We start from the raw sequence: 22,091 nt of genomic DNA, 5'->3' as shown, positions 1-22,091 counted from the left end.
AGCGGTACTGGACGAAGCGGGACCGCCCCGGGAGGAGCGGGTCGGTCACGCCGGGACGGTGTCGAAGAAGTCGGCGAGGGCCCGGGCCGTGGGGGCGGGGCGGTCCGCGGCGGGGCTGTGGCCGGCGCCGTCGACCACCGTGCGACGGGCCGTCAGACGGCGGGCCATCGCGTCCAGGCCGGGGACCGGCCAGGCGTCGTCGTGCGACCCGGACAGCACATGGAACGGCAGCGGGAGGGCGGCCAGTTCCGCGACCCGGTCCGGCTCCGCGCACAACTGACGCCCGGTGGCGAGAAGTTGAGCGGGCTTGGTGCTCAGCCAGCGTTCCCGAAGCTGCTCCGGGCCTCCGATCCCCCGTACGGGGCCGCCCACTTCCTCCGGCGGGCCCATCGCCAGGATCGCCTCCCAGCACTCTTGCATCGACATCACCGCGAGCGCGTCCCGCAGCAGCGTGATCCGCTGCTCCTGCGAGGCGGACACGCGCGCGGCGCCCGAGGAGACCAGCGTCAGCGAGCGGAACGGCGAGTGGTCCAGCAGGACGGCCGCGCGGGCGATCTGGCCGCCCATCGAATGCCCGACGAGATGCACGGGCGCGTCGAACGCGCGCGCCTGCGCCAGCACGTCCTTTGCCAACTCGTCCTGCGCGTAGGCGGATTCGTCGTCGGCGGGGCCGTCCGAGGCGTGCTGGCCACGGCCGTCCACGGCGACGGCACGGTAGCCGCGCGCGGCGAGCGGTTCGAGGACCAGAGTGAAGTCCTCCTTGCTGCCGGTGTAGCCGGGCAGCAGCAGCACGGTTCCCCGCACCGGGACGCCGGCGGCCGGCGGCACGTCCAGGACGGCGAACTCACCCCGGGTGGTGGGGAGTCGGCGGGGGAGGAGCTCGGGGAGCCGGACGGGCGAGGCGGTGGTGATCACCCGGGTGAGGGTAGCGGGTGCGGACATGCCGACGGCCCGGCCCCACGAGCGGGGACCGGGCCGTCGGCGTCAGCGCGGTGTCAGCTCTCCGCGGACTCCGCGGAGGCCGTGGCCTTACGGGTACGGCGCGCCTTCGGCTCCGCCGTCTCCGTGGCCTCCGGCGCGGACGAGGCGGCCTTACGGGTGCGGCGGCGCGGCGTGGCGGCGGCCTCGGCGACCTCCCCTTCCGGGGCGGTCTGCGCCGGCACCGTCTTCCGGGTGCGACGCGGCTTGGCCTCGGCGCCCTCGGCCGTGTCCACGGCGGCCTCGGCCTTCTTGGCGGCGGTCTTCCGCACGCGCTTCGGCTTCTCCTCGGCCTCCGGGGCGGACTCCGGCGCGGACTGCGCCGGAATCTCCACGGCCTCGGCGGCCTTACGGGTCCGGCGACGCGGCTTGGCCTCGGCGCCCTCGGCGGTGTCCACGGCGGCTTCCGCCTTCTTGGCGGCGGTCTTCCGCACGCGCTTCGGCTTCTCCTCGGCCACGGCGGCCTCGGCCGCCGCGTCCGCCTCGACCGCGACCGCCTTCTTGCGGGTGCGGCGGGGCTTGGCCTCGGTGGCCGTCCCGACCGTGCCTTCGGCGGCGTCGACGGCGGCCTCCGCCTTCGCGGCGGCCTTGCGCGTGCGCTTCGGCGCGGCCTCGGTCGTGCTGTCGACGGCCTCGGTCGCGCCCTCGGCGGTGGCGACGGCCGTCTCGGCGGGCTGGGCCGCCTTGCGGGTACGGCGACGGCGCGGCGCGGCGTCCTCCGCCGGAGCGGACTCCGCCACGACGGGTTCGGCCAGGACGGGCTCGGTCACGACGGGTTCGGCGGCGGGCGCCGGAACCGACGGCTGCTCGGTCACGGCCGGGGCCTGCTCCGCCGACCGGCGGGTGCGGCGACGGCGCGGCTTCTCCGCGGTGGCGGAGGTCTCGGCGGACCCGGTGGTCTCCGCGGTCTCCGCCGACGGGCCCTCGGCCGTGTCGACGGCGGTCTCCGCGGCCGTCTGCTCCACAGTGCTCACGGCGGCGGTGGCCCCGCCGCGGGTGCGGCGACGGCGGCGCGGCGTACGCGGGGCCTCGCCGGCCTCCGCCTCACCGGCGTCCACTGCGGCCGGCGCGGCGGGCCGGGAGCCCGCCTCGTCGAGCGGCGTCCCGCCACGGGTACGGCGACGGCGGCGCGGCGTACGCGTCGACGCCTCCCGCTCCTCGGAACGGGAACCGCGGCGTCCGTCACGGCCGTCCCGGCCGCCGCGTCCGCGCGGTCCGCGCCCGCCGACCTCGCCCAGGTCCTCGATCTCCTCCGCGTCCAGACCGGCCCGGGTGCGCTCCGAGCGGGGCAGGACGCCCTTGGTGCCCTCGGGAATGCTCAGGTCCGTGTACAGGTGCGGGGAGGTGGAGTAGGTCTCGGCCGGGTCGCCGAGATTCAGGTCGAGCGCCTTGTTGATCAGCTGCCAGCGGGGGATGTCGTCCCAGTCGACCAGCGTGATCGCCGTACCCTTCGCGCCCGCGCGGCCGGTGCGGCCGATGCGGTGCAGGTACGTCTTCTCGTCCTCGGGCGTCTGGTAGTTGACGACGTGCGTGACGCCCTCGACGTCGATGCCGCGCGCGGCGACGTCGGTGCAGACGAGCACGTCCACCTTGCCGTTGCGGAAGGCGCGCAGCGCCTGCTCGCGGGCGCCCTGGCCGAGGTCGCCGTGGACCGCGCCGGAGGCGAAGCCGCGCTGCTTGAGCTGGTCGGCCAGGTCGGCGGCGGTGCGCTTGGTGCGGCAGAAGATCATGGCGAGGCCACGGCCGTCGGCCTGCAGTATCCGCGCGACCATCTCGGGCTTGTCCATGTTGTGCGCGCGGTAGACGAACTGCTTGGTGTTCGCGACCGTCGCGCCCTCGTCGTCCGGCGCGGTGGCGCGGATGTGCGTGGGCTGCGACATGTAGCGGCGGGCCAGACCGATGACCGCGCCCGGCATGGTGGCCGAGAACAGCATGGTCTGCCGCCTCACCGGAAGCAGATTGATGATCTTTTCGACGTCGGGCAGGAAGCCCAGGTCGAGCATCTCGTCGGCCTCGTCCAGGACGAGGGCCTTGACGTGCGACAGGTTGAGCTTCTTCTGGCCGGCGAGGTCGAGCAGCCGGCCCGGGGTGCCGACGACCACGTCGACGCCCTTCTTCAGCGCCTCGACCTGGGGCTCGTAGGCCCGGCCGCCGTAGATCGCCGTGACGCGCACGTTGCGCACCTTGCCGGCGGTCAGCAGGTCGTTGGTGACCTGCGTGCACAGCTCGCGGGTGGGGACGACGACCAGCGCCTGCGGCGTGTCGGTGAGGTCCTCGGGCTTCGCGCGGCCTGCCTCGACGTCGGCGGGGACGGTGACCCGCTCGAGGAGCGGGAGGCCGAAGCCGAGCGTCTTGCCGGTGCCGGTCTTGGCCTGGCCGATGACGTCCGTGCCCGTGAGGGCCACGGGGAGCGTCATCTCCTGGATGGGGAAGGGGGTGGTGATGCCGACGGCTTCAAGGGCTTCGGCTGTCTCGGGAAGGATCCCGAGCTCTCGGAACGTCGTAGTCAGGGTGCTGCCTCTTCTGTGTACGCGGTGGCGAGGCGAGCGCGGGGGTCGTGTAGGGACCGTGCCGGGGACGACGGCTGCCATACGGTCGGGGCCGTAGGACACGGGACCACTGCCGACGCTCGAGCGCTCGTACCGCTGAGGTGTCCCTCCGTGTTCCGTACGCGATGTGCCGTACGAACAGAGGGCTGTCGGGTCGGAGCCGATCGGGCCACCGACCGGGCATCCTCATACATGCGGCCCGTCGAACGCGTCCGAATACGTCGGACTGCCCAGCAGGCGCATTACCACCATACCCCGGATTCGCGCACACGCCATGGCCGATTTGGTCACGTAGTCGTCGTCACACTGATCGGGCGGGACCTTCCGGGGCAGGCCGAGCGGGCTATTGTGCGCTGCATGACGAGCTCTGACAGCCCTGACAACGCCGCGGAAACCCCCGAGACCCCTGCCGCACGCACCGGCGTCGCCGCCATGGACTGGGCGGCCGCCTCCGCCGACCCCCAGTACCGTGCCGCTGTCGTGGACCTGCTCGGCGCGCTCGCGTACGGGGAGCTGGCGGCGTTCGAGCGGCTCGCGGAGGACGCCAAGCTGGCGCCCACGATGGCGGACAAGGCGGAGCTGGCGAAGATGGCCTCGGCCGAGTTCCACCACTTCGAGCGGCTGCGCGACCGGCTGGCCGAGATCGGCGAGGAGCCGACGCAGGCCATGGAGCCGTTCGTGGCCGCCTACGACGGCTTCCACAAGCAGACGGCGCCGTCCGACTGGCTGGAGGGCCTGGTCAAGGCGTACGTGGGCGACTCCATCGCCAGCGACTTCTACCGTGAGGTCGCCGCGCGCCTGGACTCCGACACCCGCGCGCTGGTCCTGGCCGTCCTGGACGACACGGGGCACGGCGGCTTCGCCGTGGAGAAGGTGCGCGCGGCGATCGACGCCGACCCGCGCGTCGGCGGCCGGCTCGCGCTGTGGGCGCGCCGCCTGATGGGCGAGGCGCTGTCCCAGTCCCAGCGGGTGGTCGCCGACCGGGACGCGCTGTCGACGATGCTCGTGGGCGGGGTCGCGGACGGCTTCGACCTGGCCGAGGTGGGCCGCATGTTCTCCCGCATCACGGAGGCGCACACGAAGCGCATGGCCGCCCTCGGCCTGGCCGCCTGACGGCAACCGGCGCCACTTCTCCAGGCCGCTTCGGCCTGACCCCCTGCGGAGGGCAGCACGGGCGGCGCCCGTCGAGGGCGCGGCCCGGCATGGACGCCGTCCTTGGGCGCCGGGAGGTGTGGCCCGGTGTCGGCCGAGAACGTGGGACGGCCGCCCTCCGGGCGGTCAGGCCGTTGCCGAGTGGTGGAGTCTGCCCGCCGGGCGCAGCAGCAGGGACAGGGAGGCGACCGAGACGACCGCCGCGCCGACCAGCATCGTCAGCAGGTTGCCCGCGTCCAGCGCGGTGTTCATCACGAAGGCGCCGAACAGCGCCCCGGCCACACCGGTCGCCAGGACGAGGGCGCGCCGGGGGAGCCGGTGGGACAGGCGGTGGTACGCCGCCCAGGCCAGGGCCAGGCCGAGAATCGCGGAGCTGAGCGCTTCCAGAAGCATGTCGGGGTCCCTCCCACACGGCCGGCCTGCTCGTCCATGTCTTGGTCCTGTCCCGGTTTACCCCTGACCTGCGGAATCCAATCCTCCCCACGCGGTGTCCCCTGTGGTCCGTCCGGGGGTTCTCCGCGCGTACCGATGCCCCGGGATGCCGCCCCGGACACGGAGAGGGGCCCGGCGGTGAGAACCGCCGGGCCCCTCTCGTACGCGTACCGCTCTCGGCGAGAGCCCTACAGCGCGCCGAAGCCCACCTTGCGCGGGGCCGGCTCGCCGATCTCGACGTAGGCGAGACGGTCGGCCGGGACCAGGATCTTGCGGCCGTGCTCGTCCACGAGGCTCAGCAGCTGCGACTTCCCGGCCAGCGCCTCGCCCACCAGGCGCTCGACCTCCTCGGCGCTCTGACCGCTCTCCAGAACGATCTCGCGGGGCGCGTGCTGCACGCCGATCTTGACCTCCACGGCTATGTCCCTCCGACGGTCGGTGAAGTGCGCGACCTTCCGCGCCGTACCTGCACACATTAGCCCGGTGAGGGGACGCGCACGCTCCGCCCGGCCACGCCAACAGCGAACAGCCGACGGGAACAAACGGCCGCCGGCCCCGCCCGTCAGTGCTGCTGGTCGGTGCCGTGCAGCGGGAACCCGGCGATGCCCCGCCAGGCCAGCGAGGCCAGCAGCTGCACCGCCTGGTCGCGCGGCACACTGCGGTCGCTGTGCAGCCAGGACCGCGCCACCACCTGGGCGAGCCCGCCGAGCCCGGACGCCAGCAGCATCGACTCCGCCCGCGACAGGCCGGTGTCCTCCGCGATGACGTCGCAGATGGCCTCCGCGCACTCGTTGGTGACCTTGTCGACGCGCTCGCGCACGGCGGGCTCGTTCGTCAGGTCCGACTCGAAGACCAGACGGAACGCGCCGCCGTCGTCCTCGACGTACGCGAAATAGGCGTCCATGGTCGCCCGCACGCGCTGCTTGTTGTCCGACGTGGACGCCAGCGCGTGCCGCACCGACTGGATCAGCGCCTCGCAGTGCTGGTCCAGCAGCGCCAGATAGAGGTCGAGCTTGCCGGGGAAGTGCTGGTACAGCACCGGCTTGCTGACCCCCGCGCGCTCGGCGATGTCGTCCATCGCCGCCGCGTGGTAACCCTGCGCGACGAAGACCTCCTGGGCGGCGCCCAGCAACTGGTTCCGCCGGGCACGGCGCGGAAGGCGTGTACCCCTCGGGCGTACCGCGTCCGTCTGCTCGATGGCTGTCACGCCGCCTCCCATTGTCGTCCACATGCGGGATCAGCCGCGCGGCCATCGTACTTTTCGGTAATCCTGATGTGCGCGGCGCACGTGCAGAATTTCACGGACCGGACAGCGGAAGAAGCAGGACGGACGGTTTCAAAAGCTGTCACAGCGGGCAAAATCTGTCCCCTTCCGGATGGCTGACGCCCCGGCCGGAGCGCTCCTCACCGGTAGTCGTCCTCGTCGAGCGAGACGACACGCGCCTGTTCCACCAGATCCGCCTCGTTCGCGCGACCGGGGTCGACCTCCTCCAGCGGGTCGTCCTCCTCGGGCCGTACCTCCGTCTTCTGCTCGGCCGCGTCGACTTCCGGCGCCTCGACGTCGTACTCCACGCCCTCCAGCACGTCCTCGTCCTCCTCGAACGTCTCGGGGTCGGTCGGATCCACGGCCATCACGGGCTCCCTTCCTGGTCACGCCCCTGACGCACGCAGGGGCCACGTACGGGTGCCCTCTGTACGAGCCTAGGAGACACCCGATTTCGACGCCATGCCATCCTGTGACGCCGAACACATGAACCACGGCGTGATCACCTCGTAACATTGCCGCATGTCTTCGACCGAGCTGCCGTCCGTGCCGCCCACCAGCGTGCTGCCCGAGCCGGTGGCGGTCAGGGTGGCCGAGGGGGAGCGGCTGAGGTCGGTGCGGGTGCCCGGCGCCACGCTCACGGTCAGATCCCGGCCGCCGGCCCGCGAAGGACTCCCGCCCGCCCTCTTCGTCCACGGACTCGGCGGCTCGTCACTCAACTGGTCGCCCCTGATGGCGCTGCTGGACGGCGCCGTCGACAGCGAGGCCGTGGACCTCCCCGGGTTCGGCGACTCCCCGCCGCCGGACGACGGCGACTACTCGATCACCGCGCACGCCCGCGCGGTGATCCGCTGTCTGGAGGCGTCCGGCCGCGGACCGGTGCACCTCTTCGGCAACTCCCTCGGCGGCGCGGTCGTCACGCGCGTCGCCGCCGTGCGCCCCGACCTCGTCCGCACCCTCACGCTCGTCTCCCCGGCCCTGCCGGAACTGCGCGTGCAGCGCAGCGCCGTCCCCACCGGACTGCTCGCCGTGCCCGGCGTCGCACCGCTGTTCACCCGCCTCACCCGTGAGTGGACCGCCGAGCAGCGGGTCCGCGGCGTCCTGCACCTCTGCTACGGCGACCCCTCGCGGGTGTCGCGCGAGGGCTTCCGGCACGCCGTGCAGGAGATGGAGCGGCGGCAGCGGCTGCCGTACTTCTGGGACGCGATGGCACGCTCCGCGCGGGGGCTCGTCAGCGCCTACATGCTCGGTGGCCAGCACGGACTGTGGCGTCAGGCCGAGCGGGTGCTCGCCCCGACCCTGCTCGTGTACGGCGGCCGGGACCAGCTCGTCGGCTTCCGCATGGCACAGCGCGCCGCCCGCGCCTTCCGGGGTTCCCGCCTCGTGACACTCCCGGACGCGGGGCACGTGGCGATGATGGAGTATCCGGAGACCGTGGCGTCGGCGTTCCGTGAACTCCTGAGGGATGCGACGGATCCCTCGGACGAGGGCGGTACTGTGCAGCCGGACGCACAGGGCGATCCGGGTCCGTCCGCCGACATCGGCGGCCCGACCGCCACGACCGAGACGACGAGGGGCTGAGGCGCGACGTGGGACGCCACAGCCGTCGGGGGTCGGCCCCCAAGGGCGACACCCCGGACACCGCCGGCACACGCGGTACGCGCGACGCGCCGGAGGCGCAGACGCAGACGCGGTACGGCGACCGCCGGGACACCGGCCGGGGCGCGGTGCCGCCACAGCAGCAGCCGCAGGGCACACCGCCGCACGGCACGCCGGTGCACGGATACGGCGCGCCGGGGCGTGGCAGGCCGGCGCAGGGCGTTCCCGTGCACGGCGACGGCACCCCTCCGCGCGGGGTGCCGCAGTACGGCGAGGGGACTCCCGCCCACGGCTTCCCGCGGTACGCGGACGGCACCCCCGCGCAGGGCACGCCTCGCTACGGCGACGGGACCCCGGCGCATGGCGTCCCCCGGTACGGCGATCCCGCGCAGGCTGCGCCTCGCCGGGGCGACGCGGCCCCCGCACGCGGTGTCCCCAGGTACGCGGACGGGACTCCTCCGCACGGTGTGCCGCGGTACGCGGACGGCACCCCCGCGCACGGCACCCCCCGCGTCCGGGGCGGGCACCCCGAGCAGCCGGAGGCCGGGGGCGGCTGGGGGACGCTGCACGGACGTACCGCCGCCGGCGCCGGGTACGGCGCGCCGGCCGCCGGGCAGGGCGTGCCCCTGCCGAGGCAGCGTCAGGCGCCCGCGGACGGGCCGCGCCGCGACTACGTCGAGGCGTTCGACGAGACCGACGACCTCTTCACCCCGCGCAGGCCCGCGACCCGAAGCCAGACGGACCCCTACAGCGCCGTCACGGACTGGGACAGCACACCGGCCACCGGCGTCCCCTCCGACACCGACGCCGACGACGAGCCGCCGACGGGCGTCCCCGCGCAGACCCGGGGCGGCAAGGGGCGCGCCTTCACCGGGATAGCGGCCGCCGCCGTCACCACCGTGCTGGCCGTCGTCGTCGCCGGGCAGGTCACCGACGAGCACGACAGCCCCGGCGTCCAGGCGCAGTCCGCCGGTCAGCAGGCGCGTGACGTACGCGACTCCGCCTCGCGCGGGGACGACCGGGCGACCCCCGAGGCTCCCCCGGCACGGCCGCTCACGTACGAGCAGCAGATGGACCGGAAGTTCCCGCTTGCCGCCACACGCGGGGGCACGGGCACGTTCTACGCCGTCACGGGCATCGACAAGGCGCCCGGCAAGGGACGGAAGGTCACCTACCGGGTGGATGTGGAGCACGGGCTCGCCCTGGACGGCGCGCTGTTCGCCGAGGCCGTGCACCGGACGCTCAACGACCGGCGGAGCTGGGCGCACGACGGCATGACCTTCGAGCGGATCGAGTCCGGCAAGGCGGACTTCGTGATCACCCTGGCAGGCCCGGAGACGACGGCCGACTGGTGCGCCAAGTCCGGCCTCGACACCACCGAGGACAACGTCTCCTGCGACTCCGCCGCCACCGAGCGAGTGCTGATCAACGCCTACCGGTGGGCGCAGGGCGCCGAGACGTACGGCGACAAGATGTTCGCCTACCGCCAGATGCTGATCAACCACGAGATCGGCCACCGCCTCGGCCACAACCACGTCACCTGTGACAAGGACGGCGACCTCGCCCCGGTGATGCAGCAGCAGACCAAGTTCCTCGAGTACGACGGGATCAGCTGCCGGCCCAACCCCTGGCCCTACCCCAAGGGGTAGAGCCCAGGCCGCCGGGGCGCGCGCCGGGTGGTGTCCCGGACCGGCGCGCGCCCGTCGTGCGCCGGTCTCAGCACGGCGAACGCGATCCGCGCGGGAAAGTTACGCCCGTTCACCCCTTTCGGTGGCGTGATGGACAACCGTCCATCACGCCACCGTCCTGTCCGCATACGTTCGTCCCGCTGCGAGCCGCCGGACCAACGGCGGCTTCCGACGGGAGAACGGGGGTGCACACGTGCGCATCGGACTGCTTACGGAGGGTGGCTATCCGTATGTGGGCGGTGAAGGCGGGGTGTGGTGCGACCGCCTGGTGCGCGGACTCGACATACACGAGTTCGACGTCTACGCGTTCAGCACCGGCCAGGCTCAGGAGGACGCCGGCTGGGTGGAGCTGCCGCCCCAGGTCGCGCGGGTGCGCACGGCGCCGCTGTGGACCGCCGAGGAGGACGGCGTGGTCCACGGCCGCCGCGCACGCCGGCGCTTCACCGAGCACTACGGCGACCTGGCCGCCGCCCTCTGCGCCGCGGCGGAGCCCGGTACCGCCGCGGGGCCCCGTACCGCCGAGGCGGACCGTTTCGCCACCGCGCTCCACGGGCTGGCCGAGCTCGCCCGCGACGAGGGCGGACTGGTCGCCGCGCTGCGCTCCGAGCGGGCCGTGCGCGCCCTGGAACGCGCCTGTCGTGCGCCCGGAGCCCGCCGCACCGCGCGCGACGCCCGCGTCGCCGACCTGCTGACCGTCGCCGACCACCTGGAGCGCGCCCTGCGCCCCCTCTCGCTCGACTGGTACGAGGAGGACGGCCTCGGCGCCGTGGACCTCTGCCACGCCGCGTCCGGCGGCGTCACCGCGCTCCCGGGCCTGCTCGCCCACCACTTCTTCGGCGTCCCGCTCCTGGTCACCGAGTACGGCGTGCGTCTGCGCACGCACTACCTCACGCGCCCCGACGCCTCGCCCCCCGTACGGTCCCTGCTCGCCGCCTTCCACGGGCTGCTGACCGCCGAGACCTACCGCGCCGCCTCCTTCCTCGTCCCCGGCAACGTCCACGCCCGCCGCTGGCAGGAGCGCTGCGGCGCCGACCGGGCCAAGCTGCGCACCATCCACCCGGGCATGGACGCCGCGCCCTTCGCCCGCGTAGGGGAGGACACGGGCGAGTTCCGGGGCGAGCCCGAGCAGCCCGGCCCGCACACCCTCGTCTGGATCGGCCGGGTGGAGCCCGCCAAGGACCTGGTGTCCCTGCTGCACGCCTTCGCCGAGGTCCGCGCGGCCGAGCCCGGGACCCGGCTGCGCATCGTCGGCCGAGCTTCCGGCCCGGAGGGCGAGGCCTATCTCGGCCACTGCCGGGCCCTCGCCGCACAGCTCTTCCCGGACGAGGCCGACGGCCCGCACGCCGTCGGACAGAACCCGGTCTCCTTCGAACAGCTCGGCGGCCCCGGCGCGGAGACCACCGCCGACGTCCACGCCGGCGCGACCGTCACCGTCCTCTCCAGCGTCGTCGAGGGGTTCCCGGCCGGGCTGATCGAGGCGATGTTCTGCGGCCGTGCGACGGTCTCCACGGACGTCGGCGCGGTCGTCGAGGTGATCGGCGGCACCGGTCTCGTCGTACCGCCGCGCAATCCGCGGGCGCTCGCCGAGGCGTGCGTCTCGCTGCTGCGCGACCCCGAGCGCCGTGCACGCCTCGGAGCGGCCGCACGCGCCCGGGCGCTGGAACTGTTCAGCGTCGAACAGAACGTCACCGCGTTCCACGGCCTCTACCTGGAGACCGTCGCGCGCACCCCGGTACGCCGGCCCGTCCTCGGCGGGGCCGGGGACCCGCTGCCCTTCGCCGCGCCCGCCGAGGCACACGTCCCCGGCCACTGGACCGAACCCACCCCCCGCGCCGTCCCCGCCTGGGCCGCGGAGACCCCGGAGCCCCTCATGGAGCCCGTCACGGAGACCGTCCGATGACCGACCTGAGCGAACTCGACCGCGGCGCCGCGCCCGGCGCGGCCGACCCCGTCAAGGTGCTGATGCACCGCCACCGCGCACTGTGCGAACGCGCGGTGGACCCGCTGGAGATCGCGGCCGGCCTGGAGGCCCACGGCATCACCGACCGGACCGCCGCCCGCTTCCGCCACCGCGACGTCTTCTCCCTCGCCGAGGAGCTCTACGCGCGCGTCCCGCGCGACGCCGACGCCGCCACCGACGGCCCCGCCGCCGCACCGGACGCCCCGGCCGGCGGGGGAGACCGCCGACGGTCCGTGACCGCGCTCCTGCTCCCGCTGCTGCCCGGCACGCTGTGTGCCGCCTCGCTGGCCGCCCTGACCCGCACCCACGGCCAGATGCGGCTGTACGCGGCGGCCGCCGGCGTGCTCTCCGTCGCGCTCGCCCTGCGCGCCGTGCTGCGCCGCGGACCGCTCGCCGTCCCGGACGGGCCCGCCCCCCGGCAGGCCACCGGCTCCTGGACCTGCTTGCTCCTCGCCTACGCCGTGCTCGGCGACGGCCTGCTGCGCACCGCGATCACCGGAGGCCCCGACGGACTGCCCGACGGCACCGCGGACGGCGACTGGCCGCTGACCCTCGCGCCACTCCTGGCCCTCACCCTCGCCGTCGCGCCCGCCACCTGGACGGCCGGTCTCTACCTCACCCGCGCGGGCCGCAAGCTCGCCACCAGCCGCGGCCTGGAGGACTTCGCCGCCTCGGTCCGGCCCGTGCTGCTGGGTGCCGTCGCCCTGTTCCTCGGGGCACTGGCCGCCCTGGTCGCCCTGTGCGCGCCGGTGCTGGACACGGAGCCCGTCTCCCCGGCGGTCCTCGCCCTGGGCGCACTGCTCTTCGTCGCCCGCCTGCTCACCGTGCACGGCTTCACCCACGCCCCGCGCGTGATCCTCGTGCTCACCGCGGTCGGCCAGCTGCTCGCGCCCGCCACCGTCTTCGCGGCCCGGCTGCCCGGCTGCACCGCCCTGGGCGCCCCGGTGGAGGCACTCGCCACCGCCTGGGGCCCCGCCGCCGTACCCGTCCTGACCTGCGGAGCGGGCGCCCTGACCCTGCTGGTCCACGCCTCCCGCACCCTTACCCGCGCCTCGGCGCACCTGCGGCCGGAGCAGCCGCGGTGACCGGCCGCGACCGCCGTGCGACCCGGACGGCGGTCGCGGAGCACCCGACCCCCCTGAAGGAGAACCTCGCATGACCTGCCGTCCCGCCACCGACCGCCGCGAAGGAGCCGACCGATGAGGGTCCTGCTGATCGGAGCCAACGGCTACATCGGCCGCTTCGTGGCCGACCGCCTGCTCGCCGACCCCGCCGTCCAGCTCACCGCCCTCGGTCGCGGTGACGACGCCGACGTCCGCTTCGACCTCGCCACCGGCAGCCCCGGCGCCCTCACCCGCTTCCTCGACGCCGTCCACCCGGGCGTCGTCATCAACTGCGCGGGCGCCACCCGGGGCGGGGCCCGCGAGCTCACCCGGCACAACACGGTCGCCGTCGCCACCGTCTGCGAGGCCCTGCGCCGCAGCGGCTGCGGGGCACGCCTCGTCCAGATCGGCTGCGGCTCCGAGTACGGCCCCAGCCAGCCGGGCTCCTCCACGGCCGAGGACGCCGTCCCCCGCCCCGGCGGCCCGTACGGCGTCAGCAAGCTCGCCGCCACCGAACTCGTCCTCGGCTCCGGCCTGGACGCCGTGGTGCTGCGCGTCTTCTCGCCCGTCGGCCCCGGCACCCCCGCCGGCTCCCCGCTCGGCCGGCTCGCCGAGGCCATGCGCCGCGCCATGCAGTCCGGCGACGGCGAACTGAAGCTCGGCGGGCTCGGCGCCCAGCGCGACTTCGTCGACGTCCGCGACGTGGCCCGCGCCGTGCACGCCGCCTCGCTCTCCGCCGCGCAGGGCGTCATCAACATCGGCTCCGGCCGCGCCGTCCGCCTCCGCGACGCCGCCGGAATCCTCGCCCGCGTGGCCGGGTACGGCGGCGCCCTCAACGAGCTCGACGGCCTGCCGCACCCCGGCCCCGTCCACGCCGCCCACGCGACCCACCTGCGGGCGACCATCGGACACCCGCGCGCCGAAACGGACCACCACCCCGCCGCGGCCGCCTCGCCCGCCGCGTTCCCGTACCCCGACGGGTGCGGCGCCTGGCAGCAGGCCGACGTGCGCACCGCCCGCGACCGCCTCGGCTGGCGCCCCCGCATCAACCTGGAGGAGTCGCTGGCGGACATCTGGATGGAGGCGGCATGCCGTATCTGACGCGCACCAGACAGGGCCCCACGGCCACCGGCCTCGGCACCGGCCTCGGCGTCCCCGGCGTCGCCCACCCGCTTCTCGCCCTCGACGAGTGGAACCGGCTCAACCGCCCCGGCACGCCCCTGCACTGGGTCGTGCTCGACGTGGCCGACGGCCCCGGCGTCCAGCCCGACCCGCACTGCCTGGAAGCGGCGGGCCGGCTGCGCAACGCGGGCGTACGCGTCCTCGGGCACATCGACACCGCCTACGGACTGCGCGGCTTCGGGGAGATCGTCTCGGACGCCCACCGCTTCCTCGACTGGTACCGGGTCGACGGCTTCCTCCTGGACCGCTGCCCCGCGGGACGCGAGGACCTGCCCGAGGTGCGGCGCACCGTCGCCACCCTCCGGGTGATCCACGAGGACGTCCACGTCGTCCTCGGCCACGGCACCCCTCCGTACCCCGGCTACGCCGAGCACGCCGACCAGCTCGTCACCTACTCCGGCCCCTGGAGCGACTACCGCTGGTCCCAGGCGGCCGAGTGGACCGCCGACCATCCGCCCGAGCTCTTCTGCCACTTCGTGCACGGCGTGCCCCGGCCGCATCTGGAGGAGGCGCTGCGGATCGCCCGCTGGCAAGGCGCCGGGACCATCTACTTCACCGACCACTCCGACCGCGTCCCCGGACGCGCGGGACCGGCGGATCCGTGGGGGCCGCTGCCCGGCTACTGGGACGACATCGTCTCGCGGGTCGGAACAGGTGTCTCGGAATGAAAAAGGGCATGGCAGTGTTGAGGCGAGAACAACCGTAGTGATCGACCGACCAACGGAGTCCTTGTGTCGCTGCCACCCCTGGTCGAGCCGGCCCCCGAGCTCACCGTAGACGAGGTCCGCAGGTACTCCCGCCACCTGATCATCCCCGACGTGGGCATGGACGGGCAGAAGCGGCTGAAGAACGCCAAGGTGCTGTGTGTGGGCGCCGGCGGCCTGGGCTCGCCGGCGCTGATGTACCTGGCCGCCGCGGGCGTGGGCACGCTCGGCATCGTGGAGTTCGACGAGGTCGACGAGTCGAACCTGCAGCGCCAGATCATCCACAGCCAGGCCGACATCGGCCGTCCCAAGGCCGAGTCCGCGCGCGACTCGGTCAAGGGCATCAACCCTTACGTGAACGTCGTCCTGCACGAAGAGCGGCTCGAGGCCGACAACGTGATGGACATCTTCAGCCAGTACGACCTGATCGTCGACGGCACGGACAACTTCGCGACCCGCTACCTGGTCAACGACGCCTGCGTGCTGCTGGGCAAGCCGTACGTCTGGGGTTCCATCTACCGCTTCGACGGCCAGGCCTCGGTGTTCTGGTCGGAGCACGGCCCCTGCTACCGCTGCCTCTACCCGGAGCCCCCGCCCCCCGGCATGGTCCCCTCCTGCGCCGAGGGCGGCGTCCTGGGCGTGCTGTGCGCGTCCGTCGGCTCCATCCAGGTCAACGAGGCGATCAAGCTGCTGGCCGGCATCGGTGAGCCGCTGGTCGGCCGCCTGATGATCTACGACGCCCTGGAGATGCAGTACCGCCAGGTCAAGGTCCGCAAGGACCCCGACTGCGCGGTCTGCGGCGAGAACCCGACCGTCACCGAGCTCATCGACTACGAGGCCTTCTGCGGCGTCGTGTCCGAGGAGGCCCAGGCGGCGGCCGCCGACTCCACGATCACTCCCAAGCAGCTCAAGGAGTGGATTGACGACGGCGAGAACATCGAGCTCATCGACGTCCGCGAGCCGAACGAGTTCGAGATCGTCTCCATCCCGGGCGCCCGGCTGATCCCCAAGAACGAGTTCCTCATGGGCAACGCCCTCGAGGGCCTGCCGCAGGACAAGAAGATCGTCTTGAACTGCAAGACGGGTGTCCGCAGTGCGGAAGTCCTCGCGGTGCTGAAGTCCGCGGGCTTCGCCGACGCCGTCCACCTCGGCGGCGGCGTCATCGGCTGGGTCAACCAGATCGAGCCGGAGAAGCCGGTCTACTAGACCGCACCGGCCGGACCGGTCCTGAGGACCGCGCCGGCCGTCACCGGGTCCCCGTCGGGGGCTCCGGGCGCCGTCCCAGGCGCCCGGAGCCCCCGACGCCGTTACGAGCACACCTTGCCGTCCTGGGGCACCGTGCCGTCCAGCAGGTAGGCGTTCACCGTCGAGTCCACGCAGTCGCTGCCGCTGCCGTAGGCGCCGTGGCCCTCCCCCTTCCAGGTGAGCATCACCCCGACGCCCTTGCCCAGCTCGTCCGCCATCCGCCGTGCCCCCTCGTACGGGGTGGCCGGGTCGCCCGTGTTGCCCACGACCAGGATCGGCGCCGCGCCCGGCGCGCTCACCTCCGGCGTCTCGAACTGGCCCGGCACCGGCCAGTCGTGGCACCAGCCCGCCGTGTCCCAGCCCAGGAACGGACCGAAGACGGAGGAGAGCTCCTCGAACTCGGGCAGCAGCTTCTTCGTCTCCTCGACCGTCGGCCGCTGCTTGTCGTCCAGGCACGATATGACCCGCTGGGCGTGGGTCGTGGTGCCGTAGCCGCCCGAGGCGTCCCGCTCGTTGTACCCGTCGGCGAGCGCCAGCAGTTCCGTGCCGTCCCCGTCCTGGGCCGCGTCCAGCGCGCTGGTCAGCGCCGGCCAGCTGGCCTCGCTGTAGAGGGGCAGCACGATGCCGATGATCGCCAGGGACTGCGTCAGCTCCCGGCCGGAGGAGGACGTCGGCAGCGGCTCGGCGTCGATCCGGTCCAGCAGGTCCGCGATCTCCCGCGAGCCCTCTTCCGAGTCCTGCCCGGTGGAGCGCAGGTAGTTGTCGAGGGCGGTCTGGAAGCCGCGGGTCTGGTTCTTGGCGTGGCCGATCGCGTCGGCGGTCGGGTCGACCACCGCGTCCAGCGTCATCCGGCCCACCTTGTCCGGGAAGAGGTGGGCGTAGACCCCGCCGAGCTCGGTGCCGTAGGAGATGCCGAGGTAGTGCATCTTCTCGTCGCCGAGGGCCTGCCGGATGCGGTCCATGTCACGGGCGGTGTCGGTGGTCGAGACATGCGCCATCAGCTTCCCGGCGGCCTTCTGGCACCCCTTGCCGAAGTCGGCCGCGTCCGCGAGGTAGACCCGCTCCTCCGCCGGGGTGTCCGGGGTCCCGTCCACGGAGGACTCGGCGGCCTCGATGGCCTTGTCGTCCCGGCAGCGCACGCCGCCGCTCCCGCCGGTCCCGCGCGGGTCCCAGCTCACCAGGTCGTACCGCTCGCGCAGGTCGGCGGCCGTCTCGGCGTAGGCGGGCAGGGTGGAGACGCCCGAGCCGCCCGGCCCGCCGAAGTTGAACAGCAGGGAGCCGATGCGGTCGTCGCCCGTCGCCTCGGCGCGGATGAGGGCCAGGCCGATCGTCTCGCCGTCCGGCTTCGACCAGTCCAGCGGCACCTCGAGCGTGGCGCACTGCCACTCGTCGCCGGGCGCCGGCCCGTCCGCGGTCGCCTCGCAGCGCCCCCAGTCGAGCGCGCTGTCACCGCCCCTCTTGTCGTCCTTACCGGCGGAGTCGTCCTTGGACGGTCCGCCGCTCCCGCCGCCGCAGCCGGCCGTCAGAAGCGCGGCAGCGGCCGTCAGGGCCGCCCACCGTGTGAACCGGGTCATCTGCCACATCCCCCCTCGCGGGCCGTCCACGTCGTGCGGCGAACGGCTGTCCCGACATCGTAGGCAGGTCCGACGCCGGCCGGGGAGGCCTGTGGAAAACCCTCTGAGCTGGGCTTTCGTCCGGCGGTCCCGCCGTACCCCGCCGCCGTCGCACGGCCGGGCCGGTCAGGGGCAGACCGTTCCGGCCTCCGGCACCTCACCGTCCAGCAGATAGCCGTGGACCGCGTTCCGCACGCAGCGGTCCTCGCTGTTGTAGGCGCCGTGCCCCTGCCCGTCGTACGTGAGCTCCACCCCGACCCCCTCACCGAGCGCCTTCGCCATGCTGCGCGCCCCCTCGTAGGGGGTGGCCGGGTCGCCGGTGTTGCCGATCACCAGGATCGGGGCCGCGGCCGGAGCGGCGACGTCCGGATGGTCGGCGGCGCCCTGTACCGCCCAGTCGGTGCAGGTGATCAGGCCCCAGGCCATGAAGTCACCGAAGACCGGGGACGCCTTCCTGAACTCGGGCAGCAGGCGCTCCACGTCCGCCGGGGTGTAGCGGGGCTTGGCGTCGGCGCAGTTGATGGCTACGTTGGCGGGCACGAGGTTGCTGTACTCGCCGTTCTCGCCGCGCCCGTTCATCGAGTCGGCCAGCACCATCAGGATCGTGCCGTCACCGTCGTACGCCTGCTCGAGGCCGTCGGTGAGGAACTGCCAGAAGTCCTTCGAGTACAGGGCCTGCGCGATGCCGCTGGTCGCCATCGTCTCGGTGAGCTGGCGGGGGAGGATCCCGGGGATGGGCCGGCGGTCCAGGTCCCGCAGCAGCCGGGTGATCCGGTCCTTCACGTCCTGCGCGCTGTCGCCGACCGGGCACTCCTCGGCCTGGGAGACGCAGTCCTCGGCGTAGTTGTCGAGGGCGCGCTGGAAGCCCCGCGCCTGTCCGAGCGAGGCCTGCTCGTAGTTCTGCGCCGGGTCGACGACCGCGTCGAACACCGCGCGGCCCACCCGGTCGGGGAAGAGGTGGGCGTAGACGCCGCCGAGTTCGGTGCCGTAGGAGATGCCGAAGTAGGAGAGCTTGTCGTCGCCGAGGACCTGGCGCATCAGGTCCAGGTCGCGGGCCGCGTCGGTGGTGCGCACGTGCGGCAGGATCCGCCCGGAATTGTCCTTGCAGGCCGCGTTGAACTCCTCGGTGCCCTCCACCAGCTCCGTGCGCTCGGCGCTGTCGTCGGGGGTGCCGTCCTGCTGGAAGTGCTCGTCGAGCTGCTGGTCGTCCTCGCACGTCACGGGCGCGCTGCGGCCCACCCCGCGCGGGTCGAAGCTGACCAGGTCGTACCGGGTGCGCAGGGTGGCGTACTCCTGGCCGAACGCGGGCAGCGTGGTGACGCCGGAGCCGCCGGGACCGCCGAAGTTGAAGATGAGCGAGCCGATCCGCTCGCTCCCCGGGCCGCTCGACCGGACGCGGATCAGGGCCAGGCCGATGGTGTCGCCGTCCGGGTCGTCCCAGTCGAGCGGCGCCTTCAGCGTGGCGCACTCCCATTGGCCCCGGGCGCCCGGCAACGGCGAGGGCGGCGCACCGCCGCCCTGGGCCTCGTCGGGTGCGGGGCAGGCCGTCCAGTCCAGCTGCTGCCGCGTCAGGTCCTGGCCCGGGCCGTCCTCCTCGGCACAACCCGCCAGCAGCGCGGGCAGCAGGAGGGCACAGGAGGACAGGGCGGCGGCGCGCAGCCGGAGGGGACGGGGCATGTCCCCATCCTGCGGTCGCCCGCCGCGGGGCGCGCGAGGCGCGGGCCGTCCGAGGGAAACCCGCGGTCGGCCGGCGTCTCAGCCGGTCACAGCGCCGCTTTGCGCGTGAGGTGGTTGAAGGCGAGCCAGCCCGGCAGCACCGGAAGCCACAGCGTCAGCAGCCGGAAGAGCAGCACGGCGGGCGCGGCGACCTCCTTGGGCAGGCCGACCGCGATCAGACCGACGGTCAGCGTGGCCTCCACGGCGCCCACACCGCCCGGCGTCGGCGCGGCGGACCCGAGGGCGTTGCCCGCGAGGAAGACGACGGCGACGCTGGCGAGGCTGACCGAGGTCGACTCGTCGCCGAACGCCCGGATCGAGGCGTCCAGGCACATCACGAAGCAGGCGGTCAGCAGCAGCATGCCGCCGATGCCGGTGATCAGCTTCTGAGGGCGCTGGAGCACGTCGAGCATGCGCGGCACGACGCCCGCGAACAGCGACCGCACGCGCGTCACGACGAACTTCCGCAGGAACGGCACCGAGGTCACCACGAGCACCAGCACCGCGACCGTCAGCAGACCGCCGATGACCGTGCGGGACGGCGACAGCGAGGGCGTCTTCTCGGTACCTGTCAGATAGCCGAACGCCAGCAGCATCAGGATGTGGCAGCCGAGCCCGAACAGCTGCGACGCGCCGACGCTCGCCACCGCGAGCCCCGGGCGCACCCCCGCGCGCTGGAGGAAGCGGGTGTTCAGCGCGACGCCGCCGACCGCGGCCGGGGCGACGATCTTCACGAAGGACCCCGCGACCTGGGCCGCCACGGTGCGCGGGAACGGCACCCGCTCCGGCACGAACCCGAGCAGCGCCATCGCCGCCGCGACGTAGCTCAGCGCCGAGAACAGCACCGCCGCGGCCACCCAGCCCCACTCCGCGTTGGAGATCAGCGGGCCGAACTCGATGTGGGTGAGCTGCGTCAGCAGGAAGTACGCGCCGATCGCGCCGGCGATCAGGCTGATCAGGGTGCGCGGACGCACCCGCTCCAGCCGGGCCGGCTCGACCGGGGCCTGCGGCCTGATCCGCAGCACCTCCTGCCGGATCTGGCTGAGCAGATCCTCCTCGCGGGCCTCGTCGAGCGCCTCGTCGATGGCCCGCTTCTCGGCCCGCTGTTCCGCCCGCACGGCCTTCTTGCCGGCCTTGTCGAGCGTGACGGGGCCGGAGTCGTCGGCGTCGTGCGCGCGCGCCGGGCGGGACTGGCGGGAGGCCTCCAGGACCGCCTCGCGTTCCCGCTCGGCCCGCTCGCGGGCGAGCCGGCGCAGCGTAGCGCGCGTGGAGCGGCTCAGCGCGATCGGCTGGAGCATCGGCAGGCAGTCCGCCACGGCGTCGGGGCCGAGGACGTTCAGCGCGGAGGTCACCGCGCGTTCGGCGCCCACCCGCAGTCCCAGCGTCACCAGCAGCTGGGAGACGTCCATGCGCAGCAGCAGGTCGCCGGCCGCGATCTCGCCTCCGCGCAGGTCGGTGAGGATCACCGTGCCGGAACGATCCACCAGGATGGCGTCGCCCACCAGCCTGCGGTGCGCGATACGGCGGGACTGGAGCGCCTTCACCTGGCGCCAGGTGTCCCGCAGCAGCTCGTCGGTGATCTCGTCGTCGGCCAGCGAGTCCAGCGAGCGCCCGCCGGTGTGCTCGTAGACGAGCATCACCGCGTCGGGGCCCAGCTCCGACGTGGCGATCAGCTTGGGCGCGTTGGCGCCGGCCGCGATCGCGGCGTAGGCCAGCAGCGCCTCCTGCTCCAGCGCCTGGCGCAGCGACTGGAGGCTCCTGCGGGTGGCGAAGCCGCGCAGCGCCAGGTTGCGCCACGCGCGGTAGAAGAACCCCTGCGCCTGCTGCTCGCGGTCGACTACGGTGACGTCCAGCGGCGCGCCGTCCTCCAGGGTGACGAAGTAGCGCCGCCCCCGGTCGCCGCCCTCGGCGGTGTCGGCGGCCTCCTCGCGCGACGCGGTCACCGGGCGGAAGCCGACCGTCCGGAGCCCTGCCATCAGCGTGCGGCCGGTGGGCCGGACGTTGGGCGAGCCGACCGCGTACAGCGTGCCGTAGGCGACGGTCCAGCCGATCAGCACGGTGAGGATGATCGAGAACGGGGTGGTGTACCCGGTGACCAGCATCGAGAAGGCGTCGAGCAGCAGCACCACCCACAGCACCGCCCGCCACCGTGGTCTGCGGGACATGCCGACGGCGGTCATGTACGCGATGACAGGGGCGAGGTAGCCGTGCACCGGGTCGGTGAGGGCGTGGATGTCGCCCGGGGAGGGCTGGGTGAGGGCGTCCTGGATCGAGTCGGGGGCGGCCCGCGCGACCCACAGGTCGGTGGCGAGGGTCACCCCGTGCGCGAGCACGGCGGCGAGCACACCGTCGGCGATCCGCAGCCCGTCCCGTTTGATCAGACGCTCGATCGCGAAGGCGACCGGAACCAGCAGGATGGCGATGCTGGACGCCAGGCCCGCGATCTTGATGAGCAGGTCGGGCGCCTGCCCGGTGCCCTTGTTGATGTCCTGTTCGAGCCCCGAGGTCGTGCCGTGCGCGAACGCGGCGATCGCCAGCAGCACCACGACCGCCAGCACGCCGCCCACCAGCCGCATGAGGTCGGACGGGCGGTGCACGCGCGCGGGGAGCAGCGGTTCGTCGCCCTCCACCTCGTCGATGTGAGCGACGTCCCGGTGCGCGCCGCCGGGCCCTGCCGCGCCGTCCGGCTCTTCCCCGGTGCCCGGCTCGTGAGCGGTGTCCGGGCGCGACGAGGCGTCAGGGGTGCCCTCCGTGTCCTCGGGGTGCGCACCCTGCTGCTTCATCGTCTCTTCTCGATCTCGTATCACCGGTCACCGCCCGCACGATGGTGGCATGCCGTACCGCCACAAGGGGGCATCAGGGTCCACAAGCGGGGCGGCACAGTCTGCCCGAAGCGCTGCTCCGGG

17 protein-coding genes are annotated in these 22,091 nt (G+C 73.7%); 8 read left to right on the top strand and 9 right to left on the bottom strand.

Features of this window, described 5'->3' with window-relative positions; translation table 11 throughout:
* Positions 1-45 precede the first annotated feature (45 nt).
* Together CCN29_RS15045 and CCN29_RS15040 are read right to left on the bottom strand one after the other, a co-directional pair.
* On the bottom strand, positions 46-942 hold the full coding sequence (locus CCN29_RS15045; RefSeq protein WP_006134553.1) for an alpha/beta fold hydrolase: 897 nt from the start codon (positions 940-942) through the stop codon (positions 46-48).
* Positions 943-995: 53 nt separating this feature from the next.
* Positions 996-3,395, bottom strand: a complete 2,400-nt coding sequence (locus CCN29_RS15040) for a DEAD/DEAH box helicase (protein WP_107481702.1) — start codon at positions 3,393-3,395, stop codon at positions 996-998.
* A 489-nt stretch (positions 3,396-3,884) separates the two neighbouring features.
* Here CCN29_RS15040 and CCN29_RS15035 point away from each other — a divergent pair, with 489 nt between their 5' ends.
* Positions 3,885-4,640, top strand: a complete 756-nt coding sequence (locus CCN29_RS15035; protein WP_031023320.1) for a ferritin-like domain-containing protein — start codon at positions 3,885-3,887, stop codon at positions 4,638-4,640.
* Positions 4,641-4,805: 165 nt separating this feature from the next.
* On the opposite strand, the gene CCN29_RS15030 is transcribed toward CCN29_RS15035, so the two are convergent.
* From CCN29_RS15030 to CCN29_RS15015, 4 genes are all read right to left on the bottom strand, one after another.
* On the bottom strand, positions 4,806-5,072 hold the full coding sequence (locus CCN29_RS15030) for a hypothetical protein (RefSeq protein WP_031023327.1): 267 nt from the start codon (positions 5,070-5,072) through the stop codon (positions 4,806-4,808).
* Positions 5,073-5,299: 227 nt separating this feature from the next.
* Complete coding sequence (locus CCN29_RS15025) at positions 5,300-5,527, bottom strand: DUF3107 domain-containing protein (protein ID WP_006134946.1); 228 nt, start codon at positions 5,525-5,527, stop codon at positions 5,300-5,302.
* A 146-nt stretch (positions 5,528-5,673) separates the two neighbouring features.
* Positions 5,674-6,318: a TetR/AcrR family transcriptional regulator gene (locus tag CCN29_RS15020; RefSeq protein ID WP_006134947.1), complete on the bottom strand. Its 645-nt coding sequence runs from the start codon at positions 6,316-6,318 to the stop codon at positions 5,674-5,676.
* 197 nt (positions 6,319-6,515) lie between these two features.
* On the bottom strand, positions 6,516-6,743 hold the full coding sequence (locus CCN29_RS15015; RefSeq protein ID WP_031023329.1) for an Rv3202a family protein: 228 nt from the start codon (positions 6,741-6,743) through the stop codon (positions 6,516-6,518).
* Between the two features lie 154 nt (positions 6,744-6,897).
* On the opposite strand from CCN29_RS15015, the gene CCN29_RS15010 reads away from it, so the two are divergent.
* The 7 genes from CCN29_RS15010 to moeZ all read left to right on the top strand — a co-directional run bounded on the left by CCN29_RS15010 (position 6,898) and on the right by moeZ (position 15,817).
* Positions 6,898-7,956 (top strand): alpha/beta fold hydrolase, encoded by a 1,059-nt coding sequence (locus tag CCN29_RS15010; protein WP_086682423.1) that lies wholly within the window; start codon positions 6,898-6,900, stop codon positions 7,954-7,956.
* 8 nt (positions 7,957-7,964) lie between these two features.
* Positions 7,965-9,623: a DUF3152 domain-containing protein gene (locus tag CCN29_RS15005; protein ID WP_031023331.1), complete on the top strand. Its 1,659-nt coding sequence runs from the start codon at positions 7,965-7,967 to the stop codon at positions 9,621-9,623.
* 232 nt (positions 9,624-9,855) lie between these two features.
* Complete coding sequence (locus tag CCN29_RS15000; protein WP_052034404.1) at positions 9,856-11,562, top strand: DUF3492 domain-containing protein; 1,707 nt, start codon at positions 9,856-9,858, stop codon at positions 11,560-11,562.
* Positions 11,559-12,707, top strand: a complete 1,149-nt coding sequence (locus CCN29_RS14995; protein WP_006134952.1) for a hypothetical protein — start codon at positions 11,559-11,561, stop codon at positions 12,705-12,707. The genes CCN29_RS15000 and CCN29_RS14995 overlap by 4 nt, the downstream gene beginning before the upstream one ends.
* 114 nt (positions 12,708-12,821) lie before the next feature.
* Positions 12,822-13,826, top strand: a complete 1,005-nt coding sequence (locus CCN29_RS14990) for an NAD-dependent epimerase/dehydratase (protein WP_006134953.1) — start codon at positions 12,822-12,824, stop codon at positions 13,824-13,826.
* Positions 13,814-14,575 (top strand): spherulation-specific family 4 protein, encoded by a 762-nt coding sequence (locus tag CCN29_RS14985; protein ID WP_006134954.1) that lies wholly within the window; start codon positions 13,814-13,816, stop codon positions 14,573-14,575. Before CCN29_RS14990 ends, CCN29_RS14985 begins: the two co-directional genes overlap by 13 nt.
* Positions 14,576-14,638: 63 nt before the next feature.
* Positions 14,639-15,817 carry an adenylyltransferase/sulfurtransferase MoeZ gene (gene moeZ / locus CCN29_RS14980; RefSeq protein ID WP_006134955.1) on the top strand — a complete coding sequence of 393 codons (1,179 nt, stop codon included), beginning with the start codon at positions 14,639-14,641 and terminating at the stop codon, positions 15,815-15,817.
* 101 nt (positions 15,818-15,918) lie between these two features.
* Here the strand turns inward: moeZ and CCN29_RS14975 are convergent, their stop codons facing one another.
* The 3 genes from CCN29_RS14975 to CCN29_RS14965 all read right to left on the bottom strand — a co-directional run bounded on the left by CCN29_RS14975 (position 15,919) and on the right by CCN29_RS14965 (position 21,968).
* Positions 15,919-17,430 (bottom strand): alpha/beta hydrolase, encoded by a 1,512-nt coding sequence (locus CCN29_RS14975; protein ID WP_086682428.1) that lies wholly within the window; start codon positions 17,428-17,430, stop codon positions 15,919-15,921.
* Positions 17,431-17,595: 165 nt separating this feature from the next.
* Positions 17,596-19,146 (bottom strand): alpha/beta hydrolase, encoded by a 1,551-nt coding sequence (locus CCN29_RS14970; protein WP_031023335.1) that lies wholly within the window; start codon positions 19,144-19,146, stop codon positions 17,596-17,598.
* An 86-nt stretch (positions 19,147-19,232) separates the two neighbouring features.
* Positions 19,233-21,968, bottom strand: a complete 2,736-nt coding sequence (locus tag CCN29_RS14965) for a lysylphosphatidylglycerol synthase transmembrane domain-containing protein (protein WP_086682420.1) — start codon at positions 21,966-21,968, stop codon at positions 19,233-19,235.
* Between the last annotated feature and the right edge of the window lie 123 nt (positions 21,969-22,091).

The organism is Streptomyces pseudogriseolus, assembly GCA_002154585.1.
Taxonomy (GTDB): Bacteria; Actinomycetota; Actinomycetes; order Streptomycetales; family Streptomycetaceae; genus Streptomyces; species Streptomyces pseudogriseolus.
Note: the sequence above shows the minus strand (reverse complement) of the source record. Positions and strands in the feature narration are given on the sequence as shown.